Below are 12,953 nucleotides of genomic sequence, written 5' to 3'. Positions count from 1 at the left end.
CGATCACGCCGCCGCCTACCCACACGGGTAGAACCGCCATCCCGACCCGTCCTTGGGCCGCGCCAGGGCACGGGCTATGACCCCCATGTGTTTGTTTTCATGGAGGTCGCGGAATGCGATTGCGAATTACCCTGTTGGAAAGCTGCCTTGGCCTGACGCTGGTTGCAGGCTGCGGCGCGGCGCCGTCACCGCAGAACATCGACCCCGTCGAAAGCGGTGGCGGCTATCAGGCGCAGTACCGCGATCCGCCCGCGCGGATCCAGCCGGACCCCTTGCTGCATTCGGCCCGCATGAACATGGAACGCTGCACCCCGATGCTGGCCGACCAGGCCGGAGGCGCGGCCAAGGGCGCGGCCCCCGGGCTGCACGCGTTGGCCGGTGAGCGGCTGTCGCGCGGCGATCTGGTCGACCTGCGGATCGGCGACGATGACACCTTCAACGGTGATTACGTGGTCTCGCGCGACGGGATGCTGAAACTGCCCTTTCTGCCCCCCGTCCCCGCCCAGGGCCGCAAACCCGAAGACGTGCAGGACGATCTGGCGCGGCTGGTGGTGCGCGAAGGGCTGTACGACAGCGCGCCGCGGATCTCGGTCCGCATCGACGATTTCGCCAGCGCGTCGCTGGGTGTTTCGGGCGCGGTCTTTGAACCGCACGCGGTCGAGATCGGCCAGGGCGGCCCCGATCGTGACCAGATGAGGCAACAGGCCCTTGGCGCCTCGACCGAGGGGCGCAACCTGTCGGCGGCCATCCGCGCCGCAGGCGGCGTGCGCCCGGACGCGGACCTGTCGGCCGTGCAACTGCACCGCGCAGGAGAGCGCCATGTCCTTGACCTGCGCGGGGTTTTCGAAGGCCGCGACGCGATGGACGTCATGGTGCTCAGCGGGGACGAGATCATCGTTCCGACGCGCCATTGCTTTCAGGATGACCTGATGCGCCCCAGCCCGATCAGCCCGCCGGGGATTTCGCTGTTCCTGTCGAACCTGACGCAGCCAGCCACCGGCAACGCGCCTTCGGCGGTGGGCCGCGACGTGCGCCAGGTGCCCTATGGCACCCGGTTCATGCAGGCGGTGGTCGACACCAACTGCGTCGGCGGCGCGCGGGCGACCAGCGCGCACCGCTCGGCCGTTTTGATGTCCCGCAACCCGCAGACCGGCGTGTCCACCGTGATCGAACGCAATATCGAAGACCAGATCCGCCGCCCCGACCGCGACGATTACGACCCCTACCTGCTGCCCGGCGATGCCATCGCCTGCTATGACAGCAGCGTGACCAACCTGGCCGAAGGTGTGCGGGTGATCGGCGCGGTCGCCGGGCTGGGCATGGCCCTGCCCTGAGCCGATCAGCCCAGGCTGGGCTGCCCAGAGCGCGCGCGCGCCTCGTGCGCGGCTTTGACCGCCTGGCGCAGGGTTGCCGGATCACCGTTTTCGGCCGCCTCTTCGAGGGCGATCAACGCGCCGTGCAACAAGGGCTGGCCAAAGACCCCGGCGCTGCCGGCGACGCGGTGCGCCTCGTCGGCCAGGGCCTTCAGGCCCGCGGCATCGTCCGGCAGGGCGCCGAGCCGCGCAAACAGCGCGTCCAGCTCGCTTTGGTATCCGGCGCACAGCTGGTCCGGCGTCATCGCCTTGCGCGGCTGCGGCGCGTCGCCCGCGATCCCCGGCATGGGCGCTTTGACAAAGGTCGCGATGGCCTGTTGCAGATCCTCAAGGATCAGCGGCTTGGCAAGGAAACCGGACATGCCTTCGTGCATGAAGCGCGAACGCGCCGAGGGCAGCACATTGGCCGAAAGCGCCACCACCGGCACGTCGCGGCACGGTCCGTCGCCTTCGCGGATGGCCCGGGTGGCCCCCAGCCCGTCCAGCACTGGCATGCGGATGTCCATCAAGATCAGGTCAAAGGCGCGCGCGGCGGCGGCCTCGACCGCCTGCTGGCCGTTGCGGGCCACGGTAACCCGGTGCCCCAAAAGTTGCAGCATGTCCTGTGCAAGGGTCAGGTTTATCTCGTTGTCCTCGACCAGCAGCACGTCGCAGGGCGGCATGTCGGGACGCGGACGCGGCGCCGCGCGATTGGCCGCGGCGGGGGCCTTTGCCGGCACCAGCGGCACCCGCACCCAAAAGACGCTGCCTTCGCCCAGGGTGCTTTCGACCCCGATGCGCCCGCCCATCGCCTCGACAAAGCGGCGCGCGATGCCAAGGCCCAGCCCGGTTCCCGCCTCGCGTTCGCCGCCGGTGTCCCCGACCGTCTGGAAATCCTGGAACACCCGGTCAAGATCGGCCTCGGCGATCCCCGGTCCGGTGTCGATCACCCGAAACTCCAGGTGCGGGCCGTCGTCATCGACCTGCTCGGCCTCGATGATGATGCGGCCGTTGCGGGTGAACTTGATCGCATTGCCGACGATGTTCAGCAGCACCTGCGACAGCCGGGTGGCGTCCAGCAGCGCCCAGTGCACCGGATCGCCGCTCCAGCCCCATTGCAGCAGGGTGTTGCGGGCCTCGGCGGCGCCGGTCTGCGAATCCGCGATGTCCTGCACCAGCTTGCCGACATGGACGATTTCCTGGTTCCCCTCGGTCCGCCCGGCCTCGAAACGGGCCACATCCAGCACCGAATCCACATGCCGCATCAGCACCGCGCCCGATATGTCCATGTTGCGCAGATAGCGGCTTTGCTCGGCGGTCAGCGAAGTGCGTGCCAGCAGCGACAGGTTGCCCAGCAGCCCGTTCAGCGGCGTGCGGATTTCATGGGTCATCATGGCGAGGAATTCGGCCTTGGCCTTTTCGCCCTCAAGCGCCTTGTCGCGGGCCTCGACCAGCTCGTTCTCGCTGGCGACCCGGTGCGAGATGTCGCGCAAAAAGCTGACGATGATGTCCTCGTCCCCCGTCCGCGCGCGTTCCAGCGCCATTTCCACCGGAAAGACCTCTCCGGTATTGCGCTGCGCCTCGAGCCGGACGCGGCCCTGGCCGACGACTTTCATCTCGCCATTGCGGCGGAACCGGTCCATCCCGGCGCGATGCGCCTCGCGGTATTTCGGCGGAATGATGATGTCGGCGATGTTGCGGTGATAGACCTCTTCGAAGCAATGCCCAAAGATCCGTTCGGCCGCCGGGTTGAAGCTGAGGATGCGCCCCTCGAGATCCGAGACGATGACCGCATCAAGCGAGGTTTCAAGGATGGTGTGCAGGCGCGAATAGGCGCTGGCCAGTTCCTGCCCGCGCCGTTCGGTCTGGGTGCCGATGCGCCGGGTGTGGCCCAGCAGGAACAGCAGTGCCAGCAAAAGGCCCAGGGTCACGATCGCCAGCCACATCAGCGTGCTGGCCACCGAGCTGCGGCTGAGGTCCGAAACCTGGGCGAAGTATTGCAGCCCGCCGGTCGTGGCCGCGCGCAGGATGGGCCGGATTTCCGCCGCCTCGCCCGCCAGCGATGGCAGCGCCTCGGCCAGAGCGGCAGGCGGGCCGTCGATCACCGGCACCATCGTTTTCAGCCGGTCGCGGATCACCGCCAACGGGCCGCCGAATTCGGGGACCGCGCGCAGCGGCTGGTACAGCGACCCAGTCGAAAAGGTCGCGATCCGGCTGTAGAAGATGTCGAATTCCTCGACCACAAGGGCCTGCGCGGCCGGGTCCTGCGGGGTCAGCGCCGCGCGGTCAAGCGCGCGCTGCAATTCCAGGAATTCGACCTCGGCCTGGGACAGGGACCAGTGGACATTGTCCGAACTGGCGGCCTTGTTATAGCGGAATTCCTGGACGATCTGCAGGATCAGCGCGGCAATCGCCGCGATGCAGGCCAGGCTGGCAAGGACGGCGATGACCTTGCCCCGCCTGCCCCCGCTTGTTTCGGGGGGGGGCATCTGCACCTGCGCGCGGTTCATTTTTCGATGGTCATCCTGTCAAGCTGCCAGATGCTGCGCGAATAGATCACCTCGGTCCGATAGTCACTGGACGCGGCATAGGGGTAGATCACCCAAAGCGGGCCCTTGTCGCGGCGCGACATCGGCGCACCGTCCATCGCATAGGCGATGATCGGGCCATCCTCGGTCGCGTCGCTGACCGGGATATCGACCCGGTAGTCGTTGATCGCGGTGGCGCCGATGAGTGTGCCGCTGGCCTCAAGGTGCCTTAGCAGGGCCGACAGGCGCACCCCGGTAAAGGTGACGGTGCCGGCGGTCCAGATCGTGTCGGTCACGATCTCGCTTTCGCCGATGGCGCGCAGCATTTCGGCGTCCAGCGCGGCGACGCCTTCGGCGTTGGTCACGCCGATCTCGCCGGTCACGGTCAGCAGCACGGGGCCGGTCGGCGCCGCCAGGCCGTCGGCCGCGGCGGGCAGGGCCGCCATGCACGCAACAAATGTCATCCACAAAACTCGGGCCGTCCTGAACATGGCTGGGGTCCTCCTACGCATGAACCCCGGTTCTGCCAGCCTGCCCGTTCAAAAGCATGGGGAATTCGGGATCGGACGCCTATCCGTTCGGATAGGTGCCCTTTGCGCCACTCAATACGCCCCCCGCCCCGAAATCACCGTGCGTGCGGTCATCAGCATCAGCAGCAGGTCCAGAAGCAAGGGCCGCGAGCGTACATAGGCCAGGTCCATGTCGATCATCCGCTCAAAGCCGATGTCGGCCCGCCCCGAAACCTGCCAAAGCCCGGTGATCCCCGGCCGGACCCGCAGCCGTTCAAAGGCATGGTCGGGATAGGCGGCCACTTCGCCGGGCAAGGCCGGGCGCGGGCCGACCATGGACATATGGCCAAACAGCACGTTCAGGACCTGCGGCAGCTCGTCTATCGAAAAGCGGCGCAGGATCCGCCCGATGCGAGTCACCCTTGGATCGTTGCGGGCCTTGAAGCAAATACCTTCGCGGTCGGACAGGCCGCGCATCCGGGCCTGACGGGCCTCGGCGTCCATGTACATGCTGCGGAACTTGTAGATGGTAAAGGGCCGCCCGCCGCGCCCGACCCGCGTCTGCCGAAAGATCACCGGACCCGGGCTTTCCAGCCGGATGATCGCGGCCACCCCCAGCAACAGCGGCGCCAAAAGCATCAGCAGCAGCGCGCTGACGGCAATGTCCAAAGTGCGCTTGATCACCGCCTCGCGCCCCGCCGCCTGCAAAGACCGGCCAAGCGCGCGCGCCAGAAAGCTGGCGTTGCCCAGCAGATAGCGCCCGGCCAGCCGCCGGGGTTCCTGCAACAGCCGCCAGGCCCATTCCATCCGCACCCGGCGCACCGGCGCCGGCGCGCGCTGCACGTTTCCGGCCAGGAAATCGAACAGCGCGCCGACCCCCAGCACCAGCCCGGGGGTCAGCCTGTCCAGATGGCGGTCGATCCACAGCTCTTGCATCGGCACGCCCATCGCCACCAAAAGGATGTCAGCGCCCGAAGCATTGATCGCCGCCAGCGCCCGCGCGCTGTCCCGCACACCGTCATAGCCGTCGCGGGTGCCGGCGATCCGCAAACCGGCAATGTCGCGCGCCAGGCGTGCGGCGGCGCGCTCGGCGGTGCCGGGCCGCCCGCCCAGCAAAAACACCGATTTGCCCTGCTCTGCGGCGCGGCGCAGCAGCGCCGGGGTCAGATCGGTGCCGTTGAGGTTCTCGGCCAGGGGGCCGCCGCCGGCCATCCGCGCGGCCAGCTCGATCCCGATGCCGTCAGGCAGCAGCGCATCGGCCCGCGCCAGCGCGGCGGCATAGGCCCGGTCGCGGGCGGCCACGTTCACGCAATGCGCATTGACGAAACACACGCTGCGGATCTGACCGCTGAGCAGGGCGGAAATCACCTGCGCGCGGCCGCAATCCACCAGCGGCAAGCCAAGAACGGCGCGCCGGGGAAGCGTTGGCAGCGCCCGGGTCGGGGGCGGCGCGGGCTGGAAACGGGATTGGAACTGGGATTGGGTCAAGGCGGTCATGGCAGGGCTCCGTTGTAAAACTGTCGCCCTTCAGATGCCTTTGCCGCACGGCGCAAAGCCAGCGCGCGGCGGGATGCCCACGCGCCGCGTTCGTCCCTGAATGCGCTCCGTTTTCGCGCCGCCGGTCCTGTCCGGCTGGCAGCACGGCCCGGCGGCGCGGCGCCATACCCGTCGGGGTAGAATGGCTAGCCGGTTTCCCCCTTGGGCCTGCCCCCGTTTTGTCCTAGCTTCGGACGCAGCCGCGCGCATGTCCAACCCAGGAGTTCCGTTTCGAATGCGAGTATTGATTGCCGATGACCACGACCTGCTGCGCGACATGCTGATCGCCTACCTGGAGGCCGAAGACGGGTTCGAGGTCGGCAGCGCCGCCTCGTTCGAAGAAGCCTGCACCCGCATCCGCGAGGACGAGGCCTATAACCTGATCCTGCTGGACTACAAGATGCCGGGCATGAACGGTCTGGACAGCCTGTCCGAGGCCATCGCCATGAACGGCGGCCAGCGGGTTGCGCTGATTTCCGGCCAGGCCACGCGCGAGATCGCCGAACAGGCGCTCAGCCTTGGGGCGGCGGGCTTCGTGCCAAAGACGCTTCCGGCCAAATCGCTGGTCAACGCGGTGCGGTTCATGGCCATGGGCGAACAATATGCCCCGATTGATTTCATGACCGCTCCGGCGCAGGACGATACCCACCCGATCGCGCGCAAGCTGACGGCGCGCGAAATGCAGGTGCTTCAGGGGCTGGCCGACGGCAAGTCGAACAAGCAGATCGCCCGCGACCTTGACCTGACCGAACCGACGATCAAGCTGCACCTCAAGACGCTGTTCCGCAAGCTCGAGGTCAACAACCGCACGCAGGCGGCGATCATCGCCCGCGACGCCGACCTGTTCTGACGCGGCCGGTGCGGCCGCCCTGTCCGAACGGGTAGGACGGCACGCGAAAGCCCCGCAGACAAAGCCGGGCGCGTTGCAGCGCCGCCCGGCCAGGGCGCGGTAAGGTTCCGCCAAAGGAGCCTGCCGATGACCCACACGGAATTTCCCCTGACCGGCGCCATGCCGCAAAAGCCGCCGCGCTGGTGCGCGATGATCAAACGCGCGCTGACCGGGGGCGGCCTGACCGACCGGTGCCGCCTGCCGCGTTACCTGGCGATCGGCGCGCTGGGGCTGGGCGGGATCTGGGCGCCGATCACCGGCTACCTGACCTCGGCCCCGCTCAGCTATACCAGCCAGATGTCGCTGATCCTGCCCGGCTCGGGGGCGGCGGCCTCGGTCAATCTTGCGGAAATCGGTCAGGCGTCCAGCCATGCCAGTTCGGCCTTTGCCAGCAACTCGGTCAGCCCCACGGAAACCTACAAACGACTGCTGGCCGCCGACCGCGTGCTGCGCGATGCGGCGGCGCGGCTGGACCTGCACCCGCGGCAGTTCGGCCGACCGCAGGTCACGCTGGTCGATCAGACCGCCTTTATCCATGTCCGGATGACCGGCCCCGACGCCAGCGCCGCACAGGCGCGCAGCCGCGCCCTGCTGGAGGCCTTCTTTGCCGAAATCGACCGGCTGCGCAGCGACGAGATGGACAGCCGCCACGCTGGCGGGCTGGACGCGATCACCGAATACCGCGACTCTGTCGCTGCGACGCGCGACCAGATCACCAACCTGCGCGCCGTCACCGGCCTGCATTCGGTCGGTCAGTACAACCGCCAGATCGACGAACTGGACACCCTGCAGGCCCGCATCGACACCGCCCAGGCCGAATACGAACGCCTTGCCGCCGCCGTGCAGGGGCTGGAACGGCGGTTGGCCACCAGCGCCACCGATGCCGCCCTGATCCTGCGCCTGAACAACGACACGGCCTATGTCGCGCTGATCGACGCCATGGCCGAGGCCAAGGCCGATCTGGCCGTCGCCCGCGCCCGCTTTGGCCAGCGCCATCCCGAAGTGGCGCGCGCCGAGGCCGTTCTGCAAAGCGCCCGTCAGCAGGCCCGCGCGCAGGCCCATGATCTGGCCGGACGGGCGCTGCCGCCATCGCTGGAACGGATTTCCGACGCCGGGCGCGCCGCGCTGCTGTCCGAGCTGGTCCGCGACGAGGCGCGCCGCGCCGGGCTGGCGGCCGAGCTGTCCGACCTGCGCCGCACCCTCAAGGCACAGCGCAGCCATCTTGAAACGCTGGCCCCCATGGCCGCCCGGCTGGAAGACCTGCAACGCGACTTCAACGTCGCCGAGGCGGTCTTTGCTTCGGCCATCGCCCGGTCGCAATCCAGCAAGACCGACATCTATGCCTCTTACCCGCTGGTGCAGGTTCTCGAAGACCCCAGCCTGCCGGACCGCGCTTCGTCTCCGAACCGCAAGATGGCGATTGCCGCGGGGGTGGCGGCCAGTCTGCTGATGATCATTGCCATGGCGCTGGGATGGATCCGCCGGATGTTGATCGAAAAGCTGATCCTGGACAAAAGGCGCGCCCCGTGAGCCCGGCGCGAAACCCGGCCGAGGCCATGGTCTGGAAGGCAATCCTGTGGACCTGGCCGCTGTATGCCCTGGGCGCGCTTTACGTGGTCGGCCCGGTGCTGGCCTGGTTGATGGCGGGGCTCGCGGTGCTGGCGCTGTACCTGGGGCCGGCAATCCGGTCGGACCTGCGGGCCACCGGTCCGGTGCCGGCGGGCGTCGTGGTCTGGGCGCTGGGAATGCTGGTCATGCTGGTTGCGCTTTGGGCGGGGCACCTGAACATGGGGCTGGGGTTGAAACAGACGATCAAATCCTCGATCGGCTGGGCCAAGGGCTGGGCCTTGCTGGCGCTGTTCCCGCTGGCCGGGGCGGTGCTGCCAATAAGCCGCGCGCTGCTGGTGCGGGCGCAATGCCGGTTGGGACTTTGGACGCTGTGCCTTGCCCCGGTGCTGCTGGTCGCGCCCTACCTTGGGTTGCCCGAACGGCTGTGGACCTCGCCGCTTAGGGCGGTGGGTGGACCGGGGCCCGAGTATTTCTCGGTCTATCTGTTCACCTTCGATCCGGCCTCGTGGACGCCGCGCTGGCAGTTCTATGCGCCCTGGTCGCCCTTTGCCGCGCTGATCGGCGTCACCCAGGTGCTGTTCGCGCTGGAGGAACCTGACCGGCGCTGGCGCGCGGCGGGGCTGGCGGCCGGGGTGCTGATGATCCTGGCGTCCAAGTCGCGCATGGGGCTGGTCGGGCTGGTCGCCTGCAGCATCGGGCCGCGCCTGATGCCGCTGGTCTTGCAAAGCTGGGCCTGGGCCGGGCTGGCCGCCCTGACCGCATCGCTGGCGATCACCGGCACATGGCTGGCCAATGCCCTTGGCAGCGGTGTCGCCGCCTTCAAATCGGCCCGCGCCGACAGCACGCGGGTGCGCGAGACCCTGCAACGCATCGCCTGGGAACGGTGGAAGGCCGAAGCCCCCTGGTTCGGCCATGGCACCGTGCAACCGGGGCCGCACCTGGTGGAATACATGCCTATCGGCAGCCATCACACCTGGTACGGGTTGCTGTTCGTCAAGGGCGCGGTGGGTTTTGTCGCCTTTGCCGTGCCACTGGCGCTTCAGACGCTGCAGGCGTTGGTCGATGCCGCAAGGGGGCCACGCGGGCGGCTGCCGCTGGGGCTGTGCATGGTCCTGGTGCTGCTGTCCTTTGGCGAAAACATCGAGATCGAGGCCTACTTGTTGTGGCCCTCACTGCTGATGCTGGGCATCCACGCGCGCGAAACCGCCCTGCCCGGCGGCCCGCCTGCGTTCCCCTGTGCCCCGGCCAGCCCGGCGCCCTGACCGGGGCGCCGCCCCGTCCCCGGGCCTGCCTGGGCCGCAAGGGCGCGCCGGTTCAGGCCAGCGACGGCAACCACAGCACGATTGCCGGAAAGGCCACCAGCAGGGCAATGGTCACCGCGTCGGCCACAAAGAACGGCATCACGCCGCGGAACACGTCCTGCACCGACAGTTCCGGGCGCACGCCCGCGACGACAAAGCAGTTCAGCCCGATGGGCGGCGTGATCAGGCAGAACTCGGCCATCTTGACCACAAGGATGCCGAACCAGACCGCGCACATCGGCCCGCTCATGCCAAAGGTGCTGTCGGCGGCGCTGACCATCTCGCCTCCGTTCAGCGCCATGACTGCCGGATAGACCACCGGCAAGGTCAGCAGCAGCATCCCGATGGCATCCATGAACATCCCCAGGACCGCATAGCCCAGAAGGATGCAGACCAGGATCAGCAGCGGCGGATACTGCAACGCCGTGATCCAGTCGGAAAAGGCGGTCGGCAGGTCGGCAAAGCCGAGGAACCGCACATAGATCAGCACGCCCCAGATGATCGAGAAGATCATGATCGACAGCTTGGCGGTTTCGATCAGCGCATCCTTCAGCTCTGGCAGGCGCATGCCGCGATACAGCGCCATGAGAAAGACGATAAAGGCACCGATGGCCCCGCCCTCGGTCGGGGTGCCCCAGGCGTCGCCGCCAAAGGGGTTGTAGACAAAGAAGATGATGATCACGACCACCGCCACGATGGGCAGCGCCGGTGGCAGGCTGGCAAAGCGCTGTTTCCAGGTGAACCCGCGCACCGGCGGGCCAAAGCCCTTGATCGTCAGGGCAAGCCCGATGATTAGGATGCCATAGATAAAGGCCGAAAAGACCCCGGGAATAAAGCCCGCCAGCAACAGCTTGCCTACGTCCTGTTCGACGATGATGGCATAGATGACCAGAATCGCCGAGGGCGGGATCAGGCTGGCCAGTGTGCCGCCCGCGGCCACGACCCCGGCGGCAAAGCGTTTGTCATAGCCGATCTTCAGCATTTCGGGGATGGCGATGCGGGCAAAGACCGCCGCCGTGGCGACCGAGGCGCCCGAAACGGCGGCAAAGCCGGCGGTGGCAAAGACGGTGGACACCGCCAGCCCGCCCGGCACCCAGGCGATCCAGCGCTTGGCGGCCTCGAACAGGGCGCGGGTCAGGCCGGCGTAATAGGCCAGGTATCCGATCAGGATGAAGGTGGGGATCAGGCTCAGCGCCTGGCTGGCGACCTTGCCATGCGGCACCTGCCCGGCGATCTTGACGCTGATTTCCAGCGCCTTGCCAAAGCGCGCGGGGTCATAGCCGAACTGATCCCAGCGCAGCCAGATCAGCCCGATCAGCCCCGCAAGCGCGGCGGCAAAGGCGACGCGCATCCCCAGCACGACAAGGATGAACATCCCGCCAGTGACCCAAAGGCCGATTTCGATACTGTCCATCAGTCGTCATGCCCCTGAATATGTTCCGCCTCGGCGGCGGCCTGTTCGGCCACGGTCTGCACCAGCGGCACCGCAACGGGCCGCTCTGCCCCGCTCAGAAAGCCGCGCGCATAGCCCCACAGCTGCAGCATCAGCCGCAGGCTGATCACCGAAAAGGCCACCGGCACGACCAGCTTGGCCGGCCAGATCGGCAGGCCGATGTCGATGCTGCTGTCGCGGCTCCAGTTCGGTTTGGAAAAGTCAAAGCTGCGGTCGAAATGCGCCCATGTGCCCCAGACCAGCAGCAGCATCAGGATCAGCACCGCCAGCGTCGTCAGGAATTCCGCCAGCCACAGCGGCCGCCCCTTCAGTCGGCCGACAAGGATGTCCATGCGGATATGGCCGCCCTGGCGCTGCACATAGGATATGCCAAAGATCGCGATCAGCGGCATCGCCGTTTCGATCCAGTCGACATAGCCGCGCAGCGGTTCGTTGAAGAAATTCCGCCCCGTGACCGACACCACCGCCAGCACCATCAGGGCAAAGGCGCCGATTCCCGACACGAAAGCCATGGTATGCTCGACCCGCAAAAGCCGCCTGTCCAGACGGCTGAGCAGAGTGTCGTCGCTCAGCACCGTTGCGCTGCCCGCCATATCGCTTGCCTCTCAAATGATCTGCCCGAATGCACTGCAGCCACGCCCCGGGGGATGCCCGGGACGCGGTACATTTTCCTGGGTGGCCCGCCTCAGTTCGAGGCGCGCTTGGCTTCGAGGGTCGAGAAGACCAGGTCGTACAGCTCTTGCGCGGGCAGGCCCTGGGCGCTCATCTCGGCGATCCAGGCATCGTGGATCGGCTTGCCGCCCACGTCCTTGAACTTGGCCAGTTCCTCGTCCGAGATCATGACCTTGGTCACGCCCTTTTCTTCCAGAACGTCGTCCCACTGCTTGAGCAGCGCGCCGTAGTTCTCGAGGTAATAGGCGATTGCCTCGTCGACCGAGCTGTCCAGCGCCTCGCGCTCGGCATCGCTGAGCGCGTCATAGGCGTCGATGTTCACCACAACCGGGCAGTTCACGGTGCCGGGGTTCAGGTTCGCGGTCCACCAGGCGGCCTGGTTGATCGTGCCAAAGGACAGATGCGCATGCTGGGCAAAGGCCACGGTGTCGACAACGCCGCTTTCCATCGCCTGATAGGCCTCGGACGAGGTGACCGAGGTCGGAACCCCGCCCACAGCGGTAAAGGCCTTGCCCAGACCGCCCGTCGCACGCACCCGCATGCCGTCGAACTCGGCCAGCTCGTCGCGCGGCTCTCCGGTGCCGACAAGGTTGTATTGCGGCATCGGTGAGGTCATCAACATGCGCGCGTTCCACTGGGCCATTTCCTCGGCCACGGCGGGATGGGCATAGACCGCGTGGCTGACCGCCACCTCTTCGTCCAGGTTGGCAACGCCCAGGAAGGGCAGTTCCAGCACGGTGATCGCGCGGTTCTTGTCGGCGTGGTAGCCGGCGCAGAACTGCGCCATCTCGAAGGCGCCGATGCTGATGCCGTCAAGGTTCTCGGTGTTCTTGGACAGGCCACCATAGCTGATGTTCATGGTGAATTCGCCGCCGGTCTTTTCCGACACCAGGTCGGCGATCTTGTGGATGTGCTCGGTAAAGGCGCGGCGCTTGCCCCAGACGGACACGTTCCATTCGGTTGCGGCGGCTTCGGTGGCAAAGGTGAATGCCACGGCGGTGCACAGCAGTTTTCCGGTGATGTTCAAGGTGTTTCCTCCCATTTGGTGGTCTGTGGCGGTCCACGCCGCCTTGCGGGCGAAGTTAGAGCATCCCTCCCTCAGTGCAAGTCATTATGGATTCGCGCCGGGGGCAGCCCAGGGCAC

At 67.3% G+C, this 12,953-nt stretch carries 10 protein-coding genes; 4 read left to right on the top strand and 6 right to left on the bottom strand.

The window, feature by feature from the left end:
• Positions 1–113 precede the first annotated feature (113 nt).
• A complete protein-coding gene (locus QF118_RS10605; protein WP_282299035.1) occupies positions 114–1,334 on the top strand; it encodes a polysaccharide biosynthesis/export family protein in 1,221 nt (406 codons plus the stop codon).
• A gap of 5 nt (positions 1,335–1,339) precedes the next feature.
• Here QF118_RS10605 and QF118_RS10600 read toward each other — a convergent pair whose 3' ends face one another.
• The 3 genes from QF118_RS10600 to QF118_RS10590 form a co-directional block, all read right to left on the bottom strand.
• Positions 1,340–3,862: a hybrid sensor histidine kinase/response regulator gene (locus QF118_RS10600; RefSeq protein WP_282299034.1), complete on the bottom strand. Its 2,523-nt coding sequence runs from the start codon at positions 3,860–3,862 to the stop codon at positions 1,340–1,342.
• Positions 3,859–4,344, bottom strand: a complete 486-nt coding sequence (locus QF118_RS10595) for a putative pterin-binding protein (RefSeq protein ID WP_282299033.1) — start codon at positions 4,342–4,344, stop codon at positions 3,859–3,861. Before QF118_RS10595 ends, QF118_RS10600 begins: the two co-directional genes overlap by 4 nt.
• A gap of 138 nt (positions 4,345–4,482) precedes the next feature.
• Positions 4,483–5,886 carry a WecB/TagA/CpsF family glycosyltransferase gene (locus tag QF118_RS10590; protein WP_282299032.1) on the bottom strand — a complete coding sequence of 468 codons (1,404 nt, stop codon included), beginning with the start codon at positions 5,884–5,886 and terminating at the stop codon, positions 4,483–4,485.
• Positions 5,887–6,160: 274 nt separating this feature from the next.
• On the opposite strand from QF118_RS10590, the gene QF118_RS10585 reads away from it, so the two are divergent.
• The 3 genes from QF118_RS10585 to QF118_RS10575 all read left to right on the top strand — a co-directional run bounded on the left by QF118_RS10585 (position 6,161) and on the right by QF118_RS10575 (position 9,645).
• Complete coding sequence (locus QF118_RS10585) at positions 6,161–6,775, top strand: LuxR C-terminal-related transcriptional regulator (RefSeq protein ID WP_282299031.1); 615 nt, start codon at positions 6,161–6,163, stop codon at positions 6,773–6,775.
• A gap of 126 nt (positions 6,776–6,901) precedes the next feature.
• Positions 6,902–8,344 (top strand): GumC family protein, encoded by a 1,443-nt coding sequence (locus tag QF118_RS10580; protein WP_282299030.1) that lies wholly within the window; start codon positions 6,902–6,904, stop codon positions 8,342–8,344.
• Positions 8,345–8,370: 26 nt separating this feature from the next.
• The gene (locus tag QF118_RS10575; RefSeq protein WP_282302458.1) at positions 8,371–9,645 is read left to right on the top strand and encodes an O-antigen ligase family protein; all 1,275 of its coding nucleotides are present in this window, start codon (positions 8,371–8,373) and stop codon (positions 9,643–9,645) included.
• Between the two features lie 52 nt (positions 9,646–9,697).
• On the opposite strand, the gene QF118_RS10570 is transcribed toward QF118_RS10575, so the two are convergent.
• From QF118_RS10570 to dctP, 3 genes are all read right to left on the bottom strand, one after another.
• Positions 9,698–11,098: a TRAP transporter large permease gene (locus QF118_RS10570; RefSeq protein WP_282299029.1), complete on the bottom strand. Its 1,401-nt coding sequence runs from the start codon at positions 11,096–11,098 to the stop codon at positions 9,698–9,700.
• Positions 11,098–11,730, bottom strand: coding sequence for a TRAP transporter small permease subunit (locus QF118_RS10565; RefSeq protein WP_282299028.1), 633 nt, complete (start codon positions 11,728–11,730; stop codon positions 11,098–11,100). The genes QF118_RS10570 and QF118_RS10565 overlap by 1 nt, the downstream gene beginning before the upstream one ends.
• Before the next feature lie 92 nt (positions 11,731–11,822).
• Positions 11,823–12,836 carry a TRAP transporter substrate-binding protein DctP gene (gene dctP / locus QF118_RS10560; protein ID WP_394357056.1) on the bottom strand — a complete coding sequence of 338 codons (1,014 nt, stop codon included), beginning with the start codon at positions 12,834–12,836 and terminating at the stop codon, positions 11,823–11,825.
• Between the last annotated feature and the right edge of the window lie 117 nt (positions 12,837–12,953).

The sequence above is a fragment of the Tropicibacter oceani genome, assembly GCF_029958925.1.
GTDB lineage: Bacteria > Pseudomonadota > Alphaproteobacteria > Rhodobacterales > Rhodobacteraceae > Pacificoceanicola > Pacificoceanicola oceani.
Note: the sequence above shows the minus strand (reverse complement) of the source record. Positions and strands in the feature narration are given on the sequence as shown.